Here is a 16319-nt window from a genome sequence, read left to right as displayed (position 1 = left end):
GCATCATGAACATCAGTCAGGACATCACAGTTGCGGCCAGTGGCCTCGATGCCACGGCGACCATCCAGCAGGCTATCGACGCCGTATCATCAGCAGGTGGCGGGCGCGTATCTCTTTCGGCCGGACGACATGTTAGCGCCGGCCTTCATCTAAAAAGCGGCGTGGAACTGCACCTTGCCGCAGACGCGGTACTCGCCCCCGTTTCCGATTACGACGCTTATGCACTGACCCGGGTTTCGGTGATTGCCGAAGACTCCGATCGCGGCATGATCACCGCCAAGGGCGCAAGCAATATCGCCGTGACCGGTCCGGGCCGCATCGAGGCCGGCGGTGAAAGCTTCATCATTGGTGATGACACGGCCATGGGAACCTATATCCCGGCAAAAAAACGCCCGCGCGTCATGGTGCTGGAAGCCTGCCGCAATGTGCGCCTTGAAAACCTGAACGTCAGTGGCTCCCCCATGTGGACGCTGCATATGGTCGATTGCGAGGACCTTCATTTCCGCAATCTGCGCATCGAAAACGACCGCCGCCTGCCCAATACGGACGGCATCGTGCTCGATGCCTGCCGGCGCGCGCTGATCGAGGATTGCTTCATCTCGACGGCCGATGACGGCATCTGCCTCAAGACCAGTGCCGGGCCGGATGGCAAGGCAGTGGGGGTCTGCGCCGATATCGCGGTTCGCCGCTGCACCGTTTCCAGCATGAGCTGCGCGCTGAAACTCGGCACCGAATCCTTCGGCGATTTCACCAATGTGGTGTTCGAGGATTGCAGGGTGGTGCAGTCAAATCGTGGCATGGGTCTTTTCTCCCGTGATGGCGGCGCCATGCGCAACATCCGCTTTTCACGCATCGAGGCCGAGTGCCATGAAACGCCGGGTGGTTTCTGGGGTTCTGGCGAAGCTGTCACCGTCACCGTCGTTGACCGCCGCCCGGAACGGCAGGCCGGCAGGGTGGACAATCTTGTTATCGAAGATTTGAGCGGTGCGATGGAGGGAGCGATCAACCTCGTCTCCACCTCGGCAGCCGGAATTCACAATGTCAGGCTTGCGCGCATCACGCTGGCGCAGGAGCCCGGCAAACTCGGCACCGGCCTGCAATATGACCTGCGCCCGACCAATGCCGATATAGCGCCAAGCGCCGATGCGGCCGGCCGCGCCAATGCCTGGACGCAGGATGCGGAGGGCCGGATTGTAGGCATGGAAGATTATCCGGGCGGCATGCCCGCGATCTACCTTAACGGCGTTCACGGCTTTTCAGCTGATGATGTCGCCATCAAAAGACCGACGCCCTTGCCCGAGGGTTGGAACGGTCGGGAGATCGTCGCGACGGCGAGCCCGGTTGAAGGGAGCAGGTGATGGGAAGTCTGAAACTCGAAAACCTCAACAAGGCGTTCGGCGCCGTTCACGTCCTGCATGATATCGATCTACAGATCGAAAACGGCGAATTCGTCGTTTTCGTCGGCCCGTCGGGCTGCGGAAAATCGACGCTGCTGCGCATCATCGCCGGTCTTGAGGACGTCACATCTGGCAGCATCGCGATTGGAAATCGCGATGTCAGCGCGCTGTCGCCGGCAGAACGCAAGATCGCCATGGTCTTCCAGTCCTATGCGCTTTATCCACATATGAGCGTGCGCAAGAACCTCGCCTTTGGCCTAGAAAACCTGCGTTTCAAGCGGGCGGAGATCGAAAGCCGCATCAACGAGGCGGCGCGGATGCTTGCCATCGAGCCCTATCTCGACCGCAAGCCGAAACAGCTTTCCGGCGGCCAGCGCCAGCGCGTCGCCATCGGCCGCGCCATCGTGCGCGAGCCTGACATCTTCCTGTTCGACGAGCCGCTATCGAACCTCGATGCGGCACTGCGGGTGCAGACGCGTGCAGAAATCACCCGGCTACATCGCGATATCAAGACAACGATGATCTATGTCACCCACGATCAGGTGGAAGCCATGACCATGGCCGACAAGATCGTGGTGCTGCGCGCCGGACGCATCGAACAGGTGGGCAGCCCGCTCGAGCTTTTTGACAATCCGCGCAACCTCTTTGTTGCCGGCTTCCTCGGTTCGCCGCGCATGAACATGCTAAAGGGCACCATCACCAAAGGCAATGACGGTAGCATCGCCATCGACGCCGGCCATGGCGTGGCGCTGCCCTGCCTTGTCGATCCCGCAACCGTCAGTCCCGGGCAGGCCGTTCTGGCGGGCATTCGCCCCTCGCATTTCACCGTCGTGGATACCGGCCTGCCCTTCGAGGTGCAATACCACGAAAGCCTCGGCACCGAGACCTATCTCTACGGCAATATCAAGGGTGAGAAGGACCAGATCATCGTGCATCAGGCTGGCCATTTCGCGCCCGCCTCCGGCGCCGTGCTCAAAATCATGCCGGCACGTGAGAAGGTCCATGTCTTCGATCCCGCCACCGAACTGGCGCTGCCGCGCCTAGCGGGCGAAGGGAGGGGGTAGCATGACAAATCCAAAGCTTGCGAGACTTTCCGACCGCGCGCTCGACGCCGTGATGGCGATTGCCGAAGTGCCGCTCAACTTCATCGAGCGGCTGATCGGCAAAAGGCGCATGCCCTATATCTTCCTGATGCCGAACCTCATTCTTTTCGGCATCTTCACCTTCCTGCCGATTGCGATTGCCGTCGGTTACGCCTTTACCGGCGGCACTGAACTTTTGATCACCGACCGCCCCTTCGTCGGTTTGGAGAATTTCGGCAAGCTGCTCGATTGCCAGAGCTATATGGACCCCGGCAGCTGCCGGGAATCGCTGTTCTGGACGGCAATCTGGAACACGCTTTGGTTCGTGGGCTTCAACGTCATCGCCACGCTGCTGGTCGCGCTCATAACCGCGCTCATCCTCAACCGGGCGATTGCCGCGCGCGGTTTCTTCCGTGCCATGTTCTTTTATCCCGTCCTGCTGTCGCCCGTCGTCATCGGCCTCATCTGGAAATGGTTTCTGGACCGCAACGGCCTGCTCAACGCCTTCTTCCAGATGCTGGGCGTGCCGCCGGAAATCTTCCTGCTGGATGTAGGCTGGTCGCGCTTTTTCGTGGTGGTCGTTTCGGTCTGGTTCCACATGGGCTTTTATACGCTGATCCTGCTCGCCGGACTTCAGGCCATCCCGAAGGACCTCTATGAAGCCGCCGCCATCGATGCCGCCTCGCCCCGGCGCACGCTTTTGCGCATCACCCTGCCGCTTCTTGGCCCCAACCTGCTCGTCGTGCTCATCCTGTTGATGATCCGCTCCGTGCAGATCTTTGATGAGGCGTGGGTTTTGACCAATGGTGGCGGACCAGGCACGGCCAACACATTTGTGGTTCAATATATCTACCAGATGGCCTTCGGCAGCGACCTGAGGCTGTTTGGCCTCGCATCCGCCGCCTCGGTTCTGATGGGCCTTGTGCTTCTCGCACTCACCCTCGTGCAATTGCGCCTCGGCAAAAAGATGGAGTCCTGACCATGTCCAACGCCGTCTCTTTCCTCACGCGCACCCGCCGTCCCGGCCGGATCGGCCTCACCGATATCCTCTCCTGGGTCTGGCTCATCGGCGGCACACTCGCCGTCCTCATCCCGGTTGTCTGGGCCGCCATGTCATCGCTGAAACCGGAGGCTGAAATCACGCGGTTTCCGCCAAGCCTCCTGCCGCGCGCTGCCGTGCAAGTGGAGGTTCCGGGCTACGACAGGCCGCTCAGCCTGTGGAAGGCCACCATCGACGGCGCAGAGCGTGAGATGGCCATGGTCCGCCGCATCGGCCTCAAAGCCCAGATGGTGGACCCAGCCAATCCGGGCCCGCCAATCAGTGTCGACACACGGGAAATAACGCCAGTTCAGAAGCTGACCATCGCGACGGAGAACTTCACCGATCCCCTGACACAGTTCAGCTTCCTGACCTTCCTCAAGAACTCGGTCTTCGTCACCGTCGTCGCAACGGTCCTGACGCTGATCGTCAACGCCATGGCAGCCTTTGCGCTCTCCAAATACCGTTTCCGTGGCGAAAAGGCGATCTTCGTGCTGATCATCTCGACCCTAATGATCCCGCTAACCGTCGTCATGGTGCCGGCCTATCTCGTCATCGTCGGCGTCGGCCTCGTCGATAATCTCTGGGGCGTCATCATTCCCACCGTCGCAACGCCGACAGGCGTCTTCCTGCTTCGGCAATATATGCTGACCATCCCCGACGAACTGATCGAGGCGGCGCGTGTGGATGCCGCCAGCGAATTCCGCATCTTCTGGCGCATCATCCTGCCGCTGACGGCCCCGGCGCTCGCGGTTCTCGCCATATTCTCGGTTTTGTGGCGCTGGAACGACTTTCTCTGGCCGCTGATCGTTCTCAGCAGCCGTGAGAATTTCACGCTGCAGGTGGGGTTGAACGCCTTTCAGGGCGAGTTCTCGGTGCAATGGCACTATATCCTCGCCATGACCTTCCTCAGCCTGGCACCCGTCACGGTCGTGTTCCTGTTCCTGCAGCGCTACATCACGACAGGCATCGCCGGAACGGGAATGAAATAGCGGTGTCGCAGACATTAGCGCCGAACGCCACACAAAAAAAGGGAGATGTTGTTTGCCACATCTCCCCTTCGTTCATTTGGTGACGCGATGATCAGTCGTCGGACCCCATCCCGTCGTAAGAGTCGCGCTCGCCGGCGATGATGGCGCGCTTGCCGACATGGTTGGCAGGTCCGACAATGCCTTCCTGCTCCATTCGCTCCACCAGCGAGGCGGCGCGGTTATAACCCACCGAAAGGCGGCGCTGGATATAGGAGGTCGAGCACTTCTTGTCGCGCATCACGATTTTGACGGCCTTTTCATAGAGGTCATCGCTGTCGTCATCGCCCATCGAGGTCTTGTCGAAGACAGCCGCATCCTCTTCCGCCTCTTCTTCCGCTTCCTCGGCATCTTCCGTGACCGTGCCCAGATATTCAGGACGACCCTGCGTCTTCAGATGCGCCACGACCTTTTCAACTTCCTCGTCGGACACGAAGGGGCCGTGAACACGGGCGATGCGGCCACCGCCCATCATGTGCAGCATGTCGCCCTGGCCGAGCAGATGCTCCGCCCCCTGCTCACCAAGAATGGTGCGGCTGTCGATCTTCGACGTCACCTGGAAGGAGATGCGGGTCGGGAAATTGGCCTTGATAGTGCCTGTGATGACATCGACCGAGGGACGCTGGGTTGCCATGATGAGATGGATGCCGGCGGCGCGCGCCATCTGCGCCAGACGCTGGATCGCACCTTCGATCTCCTTGCCGGCGACCATCATCAGGTCGGCCATTTCATCGACGATGACAACGATATAAGGCATCGCCGTCAGGTCCATTTCCTCCTGCTCATAGACCGCTTCGCCAGTGGCGCGATCGAAGCCGGTCTGGACATTGCAGAACACCGTCTCGCCCTTGGCACGGGCAGCAGCGGCCCTTGCATTGTAACCATCAATATTGCGCACGCCGAGACGCGACATCTTGCGGTAGCGGTCTTCCATTTCACGCACCGCCCACTTCAACGCCATCACCGCCTTTTTCGGATCGGTGACGACAGGCGTCAGGAGATGCGGGATACCGTCATAGACCGAGAGCTCGAGCATCTTTGGGTCGACCATGATCAGGCGGCATTCTTCCGGCTTCAGGCGGTAGAGCAGCGACAGGATCATGGTGTTGATGGCAACGGACTTGCCCGAACCGGTGGTACCGGCGACCAGAAGGTGCGGCATCTTCGCAAGCTCGGCGATAACCGGTTCGCCGCCGATGGTCTTGCCGAGGCAAAGGGCAAGCTTCTGGCGTGTCTCGGCGTAATCCTGCGCCTCGATCAGTTCGCGCAGGTAAACCGTCTCGCGCACCGGGTTCGGCAGCTCGATGCCGATGACATTGCGGCCGGGCACGACGGCGACGCGAGCCGAGAGCGCCGACATGGAGCGCGCGATATCGTCAGAGAGACCGATGACACGCGAGGACTTGACGCCAGGGGCGGGCTCGAATTCATAGAGCGTGACGACAGGACCAGGGCGGACATCGATGATCTCACCCTTGATGCCGAAATCCTCCAGCACGCTTTCGAGTAGACCGGCGCTCTGTTCCAGGGCTTCCGGTGTCATCGTGGTGGTCTGCTGGACGCGGGCTTCCTGCAGGAGGTCAATCGAAGGATACTCATATTCCCCATCGGCGAAGACAGGTGCTTCACGGAACATGGGCTGAGAAGACTGGATAGGCGCTCGCGGCGTAAAACGCGGCTCGGCAACGAGCCTTTCGGCCGGCTGAATCTGCTCTGCAAGCTGCTGCGGCGCGACGACCATGGCAGCTTCCGCTATCGGCTGCGACGCGAACTCCTGTTCGGGAGCCACGCCGGCGGCTGGAGTGAATGCCTGCCGCACGCCAATTTCCCGATAGAGCCGGATGGCGGAGCCGCCGGGTACGGTAACAACCGGTGGCTCGGCCGAAAGGACAACCGGGGCGGCTGCGGGGGAGACGGGAGCGACAGCCACTGCGGATGAAGGCGCTGTCAGAAAGGTGTTTGCAGGCGCCGGAGCTGCGGGCGCCGAAACGGAAAATGCGCGCCGCACCTGGGCGGTAAGAGCTTCAGCCGCATCGCCGGGCAGATCAAGCGTCATCACTTCCCAGAACAGCTCATCCGGCAGATGGGCGGCAAAGGCGGGAATGGAAGTCTGCGTCTCAGCTTCTGGCCGCGCGGCAGCTTGCGGCTCAGGTGCCTGCGGCGCTGCGGGTCCCGTATCGGGCGCGGCAGACGCCGAAGAAGATGGACCGCGCACGGCTGCGGCAGCTTCTTCCGCCTGTTTACGGGCAAGCTCCAGCCGCAATTTGTAAGTCAAGGCGCGAGCACCGCGGGCGTCGGGCGGCTGCGGCAGAAACGGCATGCGCGGCGGCGCCATGCGTTGCTCGGCCGGCTTCGCGGCGGGCTGGGGTACCGGCGCATCCTGGCGAACCGCCGTCTCGGGCTCTGTGGCAACCGGTACGGAGGCAGCGGGCGCCTCCTCGTCCGGGATATTCGGCGTCTCCACCGGCATACGCCGGTTAAAGACGCTCTCCGGCGTGCGGGTAAAGCGCACATTCGGGCCAAGCACGAAGGCATTCTGCCAGCCGGGCATCTCGGCACGGCCTTCGATGGCATCGGCTGCGATCACGTCAGCATTCTGCCGCGGCGCTGCACCTGCAGCCGTCACGATCGTCCGCTGCCCCGCAGGCGTCTGGACACTGGCATGACGGGCGTTTTCGCTCCCCTCCCCTACGCTATTGGACGAATTCTGAAATCTGGATCGGGAGAAGCTCATGGCAGCGTGCACACTCATCATAAACGTACATATTTCGGTCTCCTTGAAATAAAAAATAAAGGTTAATTACCCCTTTCCAAACGGGGTCGTACCGACGGATTTTCAACCGCTCGACAGGTTCGCAGCGCCATCCGCTGCCTCGCAAAACACATATCAAACGCTTGGTTTCATTCGGTAATGTCGAGTTTTCCGCCGTGAATTCGCCGCTGATGGCGAACTGGAGAACCGAATTTTCCGAGACGGGGCATATTGTTTCCGCAAAGCTCTCCGCAACGTAAAATCATTGCTGTAAAGGGCGCGAATTAACGTGGACACTGCCGAGGTTGCAGCCTTAAGATCGGCGCGCCGCGGGCCAAGCGGAGAAGCCCGCCTCGCCCTCATTCCGGAGTGAAATTCATGTCGCCTGTCCAGCTTTCCCGCCGCTCGCTTCTCAAGACCTCGCTCGCGCTGGCCGCAACCACAGGATTGGCGGGAATTACCGTCGCACAGGAGAAATCCGGCGGGCGACTGATCGTCGCGGCCGATTCGGAACCGAAAAACCTCAATCCGGCCATCGTTGCCTCCAACGGCGTGTTTTACATCGCCAGCAAGATCGTCGAGCCCCTGGCCGAGGCCTCCTTTAACGGCACCGACGGGCTGGAGCCGCGACTTGCGACGGAATGGCAGGGAGCCGATGACGGGCTCAGCGCCACCTTCAAGCTGCGCGAGGGTGTGACATGGCATGACGGCAAGCCATTCACCTCGGCGGACGTTGCGTTTTCGGCGCTTTCCGTCTGGAAACCGCTGCAAAATCTCGGGCGGCTGGTCTTTGCCAATCTCCAGACGGTGGAAACGCCTGATGACCACACGGCGATTTTCCGCTTTTCCAAACCCACGCCGTTCCAGCTCATCCGCAATGCGCTGCCGGTGGTTACCAGCGTCGTGCCGAAACACCTCTATGAAGGTACCGACATCGCCACAAATCCGGCCAATACCAAACCGGTGGGCACTGGGCCTTTTGTCTTTTCCGAATATAAACCTGGCGAATATTACCGCCTGAGGCGGAACCCGAACTATTGGGGCAAGGGTCAGCCGCAGCTCGAGGAAATCATCTATCGCGTCCTTCCCGATCGGGCCGGCGCGGCCTCTGCGCTGGAGGCTGATGAAATCCAGCTTGCCGCGTTTTCAGCCGTGCCGCTCGCCGATCTCGCCCGCATCGCCAAGGAGCCCGGCATAAAGGTTATTGCGGATGGCTATGAGGCACTGACCTATCAGTTGGTGGTGGAAATCAACCATCGCCGCAAGGAACTGGCAGATCTCAAGGTCAGAAAGGCGATCGCGCACGCCATCGACAGGAAATTCGTCATCGACAAGGTCTTTCTCGGTTACGCCACTGCATCGACCGGCCCCGTACCAAAGAATGCGCCGGAATTTTACACGGATGACGTTGAGACCTATGATTTCGACGTCGCCAGGGCCAACGCTCTCCTGGATGAGGCGGGTTATCCGCGTGGCGCGAATGGAACACGTTTTTCGCTGAAGCTTCTGCCCGCGCCCTACTTCAATGAGACCCGCCAGTTCGGTTCTTATCTGCGGCAGGCGCTTCAGGAAATCGGGATTGATGCAGAACTGGTGAACAATGACGCCGCGGCGCACCAGAAGGCCGTTTACACCGACCACGCCTTCGATCTCGCCATCGCCCCGCCGGTGTTCCGCGGCGATCCCGCAATATCGACCACGATTCTCGTCCGTTCCGGCATTCCGGCCGGCGTCGGCTTCTCCAATCAGGGCGGCTACGAGAACAAGACGCTGGACGAATTGATCGACAAGGCGGCGATAACAGTGGATGCCGCCGCGCGCACGGCGCTTTACAAGGACTTCCAGAAACAGGTCACGGCCGATCTGCCGCTGATCAACGTCGCCGAGTGGGGTTTCATCACTGTGGCGCGCGATACGGTCAAACATGTCGCCAGTAATCCTCGGTGGGCGGTGTCCAACTGGGCGGATACGGCGGTGGATACCTGAGGCAACGCCGTGAGACGTGCGGCGAAATTGCTGCGGCGAAGGGCATTCACCGCCATTCCGGTGCTGCTGATCGTGCTCGTCTTCACCTTCCTGCTGCTTGAAAACGCATCGGGTGACGCGGTCGACGCCTATCTCGTTTCCATCGGCGGCGGCGATGCCGGTCTGCGCGATGCGCTGCGCGAACAATATGGTCTGAACGGCCCCGTGCTGGCCCGTTTCTGGCTCTATGCGAGTTCGGTGCTGCGGCTTGATCTCGGCTGGTCGCTTGCCTTTGACCGGCCTGTGCTGGGGCTGATCCTGGAAAGGCTGCCGAACACGCTTCTTCTGATGGGCAGTGCGACAACGCTCGCCTTCATCCTCGGCACAGCACTCGGCATCGTGGCGGGCGCGCGTCCGGGCGGGGCGACAGACCGCGCGCTTTCCACACTCTCACTCGCGCTTTACGCCACGCCCGGCTTCTGGCTTGGGCTCGTGCTCGCCATCGTCTTTGCGGTGAAATTCAGATGGCTGCCTACCTCCGGCATCGAGACCATCGCTTCGGGCAAGCACGGCATGGCGAGGGCGGTTGATATCGGCCGCCATCTCGTGCTGCCGGTCGCCAGTCTTGGGCTGATCTATCTTGCGCTTTTCCTGCGCGTGATGCGCACCGCCATGGCGGCGATCTGGCCATTGGATTTCGTGCTCTTTGCCCAGTCCAAGGGGCTTTCAAAACGACGGATCGTGCTACGCCACGTCGCCCGCAACGCCGCCCTGCCGCTTGTCACCGTGCTTGGCCTGCAGGCGGCAACCATGCTGGGCGGCAGCGTGGTCATCGAAAGCGTTTTTGCCATTCCCGGTTTTGGCCGGCTGGCGCAGGAGGCCGTCACTGGCCGAGACGCCCCGTTGTTGATGGGCATCATCCTGACTAGCGCGGTTTTTGTCATCCTCGTCAACCTCTCCGTCGACATTGTCCATTCCGTGCTCGATCCGCGCATTGGCAGCGGGGAACAAGGCGCATGAGTTTCGCTTTCCGGCTCCTGCGCAGTTTCGAAGGCATGACGGGAACCGTCATACTGGTGCTGCTTTCCCTGACGGCGCTTGCCGCACCCGCCGTCTTTCCAGGTGACCCGCTGGCTATCGTTGGCGAACCGCTGATTACGCCTTTAACGGATGCGGCCCTACCGCTCGGCACCGATCGGCTGGGCCGCAACGTGCTTGCCGAGCTCGCCCATGGTGCGCAGGCCTCCCTGCTCGTCGGCATAGGCGCCGCCGCAGCCGCGCTGATTATCGGCACCGTCATCGGCACCATTGCCGGATTTGCCGGCGGCGTGGTGGACGAAGCATTGATGCGCGTCACCGACGCCTTCCAGATCGTCCCGAACTTCCTGCTAGCGCTCGCCTTCGTCAGTACAATCGGCCCCTCCATGCCGATTGTCATACTCGCCATTGCGCTTGGCGCATGGGCGGATCCGGCGCGGTTGATGCGGGCGCAGGTCTTGAGCATCCGCGAGCGCGATTATGTTCAGTCCGCCCGCGCCATCGGCATGCACCCGCTTGAGATCGCATTCAGGCAGATCCTGCCAAATGCCCTGCCGCCGGTCATGGCGCTTGCCGCCATCATCGTCGCCGCGGCCATTTTGACCGAAGCCGCCCTATCCTTCCTCGGGCTCGGCGATCCCAATATCGTCACCTGGGGTTCGATGATCGCAGAAGGACGCAATGTCCTTCGCTCGGCCGCGTTTTTGTCGGTCATTCCCGGCATCGGCCTTCTGGTTACGGTTCTCGGCGTTTATCTTCTCGGTGAAGGCATCAACAAAGCGCTGGCGACAGGGAGGCGAGCGCCATGAGCGGAAATGCGCTGTGCCGGATCGACGATCTCAGCGTTTGGTATGCGGCAAGTGATGCGCCGGCATTGCAGAATGTCTCGCTGACGATCCGGCAAGGCCAGAGGCTGGCGATCATCGGCGAAAGCGGCTCGGGGAAGTCGACGCTCGGCAAGGCGATTGCGGGGCTTCTTCCCGGACATGCGAAGGTTTCCGGTGATATTTCGTGGAGCCGCGACAGCCTGTTCTACGGCAGGCCGCTGCCAGGGCGGGATATCGGCACGATCTTTCAGGACACCGGCGCAACGCTGAATCCGGTTCTCACCATCGGCGAACAGGTGGCGGAAGGGGCTGTCCGGCATCTAGGCCTCTCATGGCGGCAAGCGCGCGATCTTGCCCGCGATCTTCTGGAGCGGGTTCGGCTGCCGCACCCTTCCCACCTCGTCCGGGCCTATCCGCACCAGCTCTCCGGCGGCCAGAGGCAACGCGTGACGATTGCCGCCGCCATTGCAGCCAGTCCTTCAATCCTGATTGCCGATGAAGCTACGAGCGCGCTCGATACGGTTAGCCAGGCCGCCATCGCCACGCTGCTGGACGATCTGGTGCGGCAGGAAAACAGGACGCTGGTCTTCATCACCCATGATATCGGCCTTGCATCCACCCTTGCCGACGAGATTGCCGTTCTGCGCGCGGGATTGCTGGTGGAACATGGCCCGACGCGGCGGGTGCTGTCCGCACCCGTCCATGACTATACGCGTGCGCTGCTTGCCGATTATCTCGATCTGTCCACGCCGCCACTGGTCAGCGAGGCCGCGTCATGAACGATGCCCTGCTCACCGTCGACGGCTTGTCCAAGACCTACCGCACCGGCGCAAGAAGGGTGGCGGCGCTCTCCGACATCTCTTTTTCGCTTCAGCCCGGTGAGACGCTGGGACTTGCCGGTCCCTCCGGCTGCGGAAAATCCACGCTTGCGCGCATTCTCATGCGCTTGATTGCGGCCGACGAAGGCACGATCCTTTTCAGAGGCCACAACTGGCTGACACTGGACGGCGGCAAGCTTCGCGCCGCCCGCCAGCACATGCAGATGGTGTTTCAAGATACGCATGGCGCTTTCAATCCACGCGCCAGCGTCGAAGATGCCATCGGCGAACCGTTGCGCATTCATCGCACGGTCGCAAGACGCGAGCGAGCGGCGGAAGTCCGCCGCCTTCTCGATCGCGTTGGCCTGCCCGCCAGCTATGCCGGCCGCTCGGTCTTCGAGCTTTCCGGCGGCCAAAGGCAGCGCGTCGCGATCGCGCGGGCGATTGCGCTCAAGCCGTCGCTTCTCATCCTGGACGAAGCCGTCTCCGCGCTCGATGTTTCGGTTCGCCGGCAAATCCTTGAACTGCTGGTGGAAATACAGCGCGAGACGGCTGTTTCCTGTATTTTCGTCTCCCATGATCTCGCGGTTATTCGCGCCGTCTGCCACCGCGTCGCTATCATGGAAGCGGGAAGGATCGTTGAAATCGGCCGGACAGGAAATATCGTCTCGGCACCGCAATCCTCGACCGCCAGAACCCTGATCGACGCCGCACCGCGCCTGACCATCACCACGTAAGGAAAAGACATGCCCGCTCCGGATTATGCATTGCTGCTCGACCCACCCGCTTTTCCTGCCGAGCGTTATGCTGCCCTTGCCGACCGGCTGGCCGCGCTGATGAGCACAAGCAACGACGTGCTGCTGATACAGGCGGAAGCCGTGCTGGCGCTCGAAGCCGCAGCCACCAGCCTTGCGCGACCGGGCCTGAAAGCGCTCAACATTGTCACCAGCCCTTATGGCAGGTGGTTTGGCGGCTGGCTGGAAAAGGGCGGCGCGACTGTGCGCAATCTGACCGCCAGCCCGGCAAGGCCGGTCACCCTGGAGGAAGTGGAACGGGCGCTGGAGGAAGGGCCGGATTTCGACCTTCTCGCCATCGTCCACGCGGAATCGGCAAGCGGCATCCTCAACCCCCTGCCCGCCATTGCCGCGCTCGCCCGGGAACGGAGCATCGTGACCCTTGTGGATGCCGTCGCGTCCATTGGCGGACATGCTTTCGACGTCGACAGTTTAGGTATCGATATCGCCGTCATCGGCCCGCAAAAGGCGCTGGCCGGCCCGGCCGGCATTTCCGCCATTTCCGTCAGCGAAAGGGCCTGGACGCTTCTTTCGCATGACGGCGCTCCTGACAACTCCATGCTCTCGCTTATGGACCAGAAGAAACTCTGGCTCGATGCCGGCCGCGGCGCACTGCCCGGAACGCCCGCCCCGTTGGAGTTTTACGCGCTGGAGGCCGCCCTTGACAGGATCGAGTCAGAAGGGCTGGCATCCGCCAATCGACGCCACAAAACGGCAGCGGCGGCCACCCGAAACGGCCTCAGGGCGCTTGGCATTCCAACCTGGGTGGAAGAGGCGCACGCTTCCGCCCTCGTTTCCACGGCGATCCTGCCTGATACCCTCGAAGCCAGGGCATTCCTCGCGGCTGTGTCCCAGAAGCAAGGCGCGGACATTTCCGGTGGCGTCGGCCCCGGCGCGGAACGGTTGATCAGGCTTAATCACACCGGTCGGAGAGCGCATCGGGATGCAGTGAAAGCCAATATCCTGGCCTTCTCCGGCGCCCTGAAAAGCCTCGGCCACGCTGCAAATACCGATTTCGCGCTGGAAGCCGCAAAAAAAACCTATTTAGACGCACCTGCGGATGGCGTTTAACGGTGTCGAAGAACATTCATTGCGCAAAATCCGCTCGCGATGGAACGCCGCTCACGACATTGTTGTTAAAAATGGTAGACAAATTCCTCCGCCAATCTTGACGAAATCATGGCAACGCGCGAAACTTAACGCTACGTTAACTCGCGTGAAGAAGGGAAACGGCCATGGTAGCAGGGTTCAACATGCTCTCCTTTGACCTCTTTGGCATCGGCCGAAGGATGCCCGTCGTCAATGAGCGGGTGGAGACCGAGTTTCAGGACAAAACACCGCGCAGACCCGACGACGAATCGCACGATGACGATCGCGATCAGGAATATGAACTGTTTTTCTGGTCGCTTTACCCGGTGATTTGAGCGTCTGCCGCACGCTCCAAGCCATCGACACATTGACCCTCCGTGGCCTCATGATGCGGGGCGCGGGGCGCATGATAGCGTTGGTCGGTCCGTAGACCTCAATACTTCTAGTTTACCGTTAAAAGAAACGAAAGCGGCCCCGAGGTTGTCCTCGGGGCCGCATAGTCTTGTGATGGCTGTTAGTGGTTGTCGCGCGGCAGGCCCTTGGTCTGGGCGATGCGCTGATACTTCACGGCAGGTTCCAGGACCGCGCCGGTTTCCATCTGGCTGACGATGCCGCGCTGGATTTCCTGCCATGGCGTCTGGTGGTCAGGGAACTTGTAGCCACCCTCTGCATGCAGAGCCTCGTAACGCTTGGCCAGTTCTTCACCAGAAATCAGGATATCCGCCTTGCCGCGGCCTACATCGATGCGGACGCGGTCGCCTGTCTGCAGAACGGCAAGGCCGCCACCTGCTGCTGCTTCCGGGGAAGCATTGAGGATGGACGGGCTGCCCGAAGTGCCGGACTGACGGCCATCGCCGATGCAGGGCAGCGAGTTGACGCCTTCCTTCAGCAGATAATCCGGAGCGCGCATGTTCACGACTTCTGCCGCGCCGGGATAACCGATCGGGCCGGCACCGCGCATGAACAGGATGGTGTTGGCGTCGATCTTCAGCGACGGATCGTCGATGCGGTGATGGTAGTCTTCCGGACCGTCGAACACCACGGCACGTCCTTCGAAAGCTTCGGGATCGTTCGGGTTGGAAAGGTAACGGTTGCGGAACTCTTCCGAAATCACACTCGTCTTCATGATGGCGGAGGAGAACAGGTTGCCGCGCAGAACGCGGAAGCCGGCGCGCTCCTTGAGCGGCTGTTCATAGGGGCGAATGACCTTTTCGTCCTCGATGATCGCACCACGGCAGTTTTCGCCGATGGTCTTGCCGTTGACCGTCATGGCATCTTCCATGATCAGCCCCTGGGTCATCAGCTGGTTGACGACAGCAGGAACGCCGCCGGCATGGTAATAATCCTCGCCGAGATACTCACCGGCCGGCTGCAGGTTAACGAGCAGCGGTACGTCTTCACCATAGGTCTGCCAGTCATCCACTGTCAGCTCGACGCCGACGTGACGTGCAAGGCCGTTCAGGTGGATCGGTGCGTTGGTGGAACCGCCAATCGCCGAGTTGACGCGGATGGCGTTGATGAACGCATCCTTTGTCATGATGTCCGATGGCTTCAGGTCTTCCTTGACCATTTCGACGATACGCAAGCCGGTGAGGTAGGAGACTTCCTGACGATCACGGTAAGGCGCCGGGATGGCGGCGGAGCCGGGAAGCTGCATGCCCAGCGCTTCGGCAAGCGAATTCATGGTCGTCGCCGTGCCCATGGTGTTGCAATAGCCGGTCGACGGAGCCGAGGAAGCGACAAGCTTGACGAAGCCCTGATAATCGATCTCCCCCTTCGCCAGCAGTTCGCGCGCCTTCCAGACGATGGTGCCGGAACCGGTGCGTTCACCGCGGAACCAGCCGTTCAGCATCGGGCCGACGGAAAGGGCGATGGCCGGAATGTTGACGGTGGCCGCCGCCATGAGACAGGCAGGCGTGGTCTTGTCGCAGCCGATGGTCAGAACGACGCCATCGAGCGGATAGCCATAAAGCACTTCCACGAGGCCGAGATAGGCGAGGTTGCGGTCGAGACCTGCGGTCGGCCGCTTGCCGGTTTCCTGGATCGGGTGAACCGGAAATTCGATGGCGATGCCGCCAGCTTCACGGATACCTTCGCGCAGGCGGTTTGCCAGTTCCAGATGGTGACGGTTGCAAGGAGAAAGGTCCGAACCCGTCTGCGCGATGCCGATGATCGGGCGGTCGGACTGAAGCTCGGCCTGGCTCAGACCAAAGTTCATGTAACGCTCGAGATAAAGCGCGGTCATATCCGCATTTGCGGGGTTGTCGAACCAGGCGCGTGAGCGAAGCTTGCCTTGTGTTGCAGGCAGTTTGTCGGATGTAGTCATGATGCAGGTCTCCAGCCGGAAGTGGCCAACGGTAAAATATTACGAAATGCGACAAGCTTATGTTGTGCGCAAGGAAAATGGAATCAGCTTTCGGAGAACACGCATAACCGACAGAGCAGCGCCAGACGAGTGACCTGAAGCCGTTCTTCGGATTTAGCCGAATA

The 16319-nt window shown here is 61.2% G+C and carries 12 protein-coding genes and 1 pseudogene; 11 read left to right on the top strand and 2 right to left on the bottom strand.

The window, feature by feature from the left end; genetic code table 11:
* Window positions 1–5: 5 nt before the first annotated feature.
* The 4 genes from pglB to FHW77_RS18670 are packed head-to-tail and all read left to right on the top strand — an operon-like array spanning window position 6 to window position 4510.
* Window positions 6–1358, top strand: coding sequence for a polygalacturonase PglB (gene pglB, locus FHW77_RS18685; RefSeq protein WP_182590650.1), 1353 nt, complete (start codon window positions 6–8; stop codon window positions 1356–1358).
* Window positions 1358–2461 (top strand): ABC transporter ATP-binding protein, encoded by a 1104-nt coding sequence (locus FHW77_RS18680; protein WP_182590649.1) that lies wholly within the window; start codon window positions 1358–1360, stop codon window positions 2459–2461. Before pglB ends, FHW77_RS18680 begins: the two co-directional genes overlap by 1 nt.
* A 1-nt stretch (window position 2462) precedes the next feature.
* A complete protein-coding gene (locus FHW77_RS18675; protein ID WP_182590648.1) occupies window positions 2463–3458 on the top strand; it encodes a carbohydrate ABC transporter permease in 996 nt (331 codons plus the stop codon).
* A gap of 2 nt (window positions 3459–3460) precedes the next feature.
* Window positions 3461–4510 (top strand): carbohydrate ABC transporter permease, encoded by a 1050-nt coding sequence (locus FHW77_RS18670; RefSeq protein WP_182590647.1) that lies wholly within the window; start codon window positions 3461–3463, stop codon window positions 4508–4510.
* Between the two features lie 91 nt (window positions 4511–4601).
* Here FHW77_RS18670 and FHW77_RS27060 read toward each other — a convergent pair.
* Window positions 4602–6152, bottom strand: a pseudogene (locus FHW77_RS27060) (DNA translocase FtsK); the annotation flags it as partial.
* A 1524-nt stretch (window positions 6153–7676) separates the two neighbouring features.
* Here FHW77_RS27060 and FHW77_RS18660 point away from each other — a divergent pair.
* From FHW77_RS18660 to FHW77_RS18630, 7 genes are all read left to right on the top strand, one after another.
* The gene (locus FHW77_RS18660) at window positions 7677–9284 is read left to right on the top strand and encodes an ABC transporter substrate-binding protein (RefSeq protein ID WP_044459906.1); all 1608 of its coding nucleotides are present in this window, start codon (window positions 7677–7679) and stop codon (window positions 9282–9284) included.
* A gap of 9 nt (window positions 9285–9293) precedes the next feature.
* Window positions 9294–10283, top strand: coding sequence for an ABC transporter permease (locus tag FHW77_RS18655; RefSeq protein ID WP_182590645.1), 990 nt, complete (start codon window positions 9294–9296; stop codon window positions 10281–10283).
* A complete protein-coding gene (locus FHW77_RS18650) occupies window positions 10280–11110 on the top strand; it encodes an ABC transporter permease (protein WP_044459905.1) in 831 nt (276 codons plus the stop codon). Before FHW77_RS18655 ends, FHW77_RS18650 begins: the two co-directional genes overlap by 4 nt.
* Window positions 11107–11907 (top strand): ABC transporter ATP-binding protein, encoded by an 801-nt coding sequence (locus tag FHW77_RS18645; RefSeq protein WP_044459904.1) that lies wholly within the window; start codon window positions 11107–11109, stop codon window positions 11905–11907. The genes FHW77_RS18650 and FHW77_RS18645 overlap by 4 nt, the downstream gene beginning before the upstream one ends.
* A complete protein-coding gene (locus FHW77_RS18640; RefSeq protein ID WP_044459903.1) occupies window positions 11904–12683 on the top strand; it encodes an ABC transporter ATP-binding protein in 780 nt (259 codons plus the stop codon). Before FHW77_RS18645 ends, FHW77_RS18640 begins: the two co-directional genes overlap by 4 nt.
* A gap of 9 nt (window positions 12684–12692) precedes the next feature.
* On the top strand, window positions 12693–13811 hold the full coding sequence (locus FHW77_RS18635; RefSeq protein WP_044459902.1) for a pyridoxal-phosphate-dependent aminotransferase family protein: 1119 nt from the start codon (window positions 12693–12695) through the stop codon (window positions 13809–13811).
* A 164-nt stretch (window positions 13812–13975) separates the two neighbouring features.
* A complete protein-coding gene (locus FHW77_RS18630) occupies window positions 13976–14164 on the top strand; it encodes a hypothetical protein (protein WP_003506556.1) in 189 nt (62 codons plus the stop codon).
* Window positions 14165–14343: 179 nt separating this feature from the next.
* On the opposite strand, the gene FHW77_RS18625 is transcribed toward FHW77_RS18630, so the two are convergent.
* Window positions 14344–16155 (bottom strand): IlvD/Edd family dehydratase, encoded by a 1812-nt coding sequence (locus FHW77_RS18625; protein WP_035208190.1) that lies wholly within the window; start codon window positions 16153–16155, stop codon window positions 14344–14346.
* Window positions 16156–16319 lie beyond the last annotated feature (164 nt).

This window comes from Agrobacterium sp. RC10-4-1 (assembly GCF_014138475.1).
GTDB lineage: Bacteria > Pseudomonadota > Alphaproteobacteria > Rhizobiales > Rhizobiaceae > Agrobacterium > Agrobacterium pusense.
The sequence above is the reverse complement of the archived record's forward strand: the minus strand, read 5'-3'. Positions and strand labels throughout refer to the sequence as shown.

What these genes read in the sequence shown, in the direction of transcription:
- FHW77_RS18675 (WP_182590648.1), top strand. Translation starts at nt 2,463, where the DNA reads ATGACAAATCCAAAGCTTGCGAGACTTTCCGACCGCGCGCTCGACGCC.
- FHW77_RS18645 (WP_044459904.1), top strand. Translation starts at nt 11,107, where the DNA reads ATGAGCGGAAATGCGCTGTGCCGGATCGACGATCTCAGCGTTTGGTAT.
- FHW77_RS18635 (WP_044459902.1), top strand. Translation starts at nt 12,693, where the DNA reads ATGCCCGCTCCGGATTATGCATTGCTGCTCGACCCACCCGCTTTTCCT.
- pglB (WP_182590650.1), top strand. Translation starts at nt 6, where the DNA reads ATGAACATCAGTCAGGACATCACAGTTGCGGCCAGTGGCCTCGATGCC.
- FHW77_RS18670 (WP_182590647.1), top strand. Translation starts at nt 3,461, where the DNA reads ATGTCCAACGCCGTCTCTTTCCTCACGCGCACCCGCCGTCCCGGCCGG.
- FHW77_RS18630 (WP_003506556.1), top strand. Translation starts at nt 13,976, where the DNA reads ATGGTAGCAGGGTTCAACATGCTCTCCTTTGACCTCTTTGGCATCGGC.
- FHW77_RS18650 (WP_044459905.1), top strand. Translation starts at nt 10,280, where the DNA reads ATGAGTTTCGCTTTCCGGCTCCTGCGCAGTTTCGAAGGCATGACGGGA.
- FHW77_RS18640 (WP_044459903.1), top strand. Translation starts at nt 11,904, where the DNA reads ATGAACGATGCCCTGCTCACCGTCGACGGCTTGTCCAAGACCTACCGC.
- FHW77_RS18680 (WP_182590649.1), top strand. Translation starts at nt 1,358, where the DNA reads ATGGGAAGTCTGAAACTCGAAAACCTCAACAAGGCGTTCGGCGCCGTT.
- FHW77_RS18625 (WP_035208190.1), bottom strand. Translation starts at nt 16,155, where the DNA reads ATGACTACATCCGACAAACTGCCTGCAACACAAGGCAAGCTTCGCTCA.
- FHW77_RS18660 (WP_044459906.1), top strand. Translation starts at nt 7,677, where the DNA reads ATGTCGCCTGTCCAGCTTTCCCGCCGCTCGCTTCTCAAGACCTCGCTC.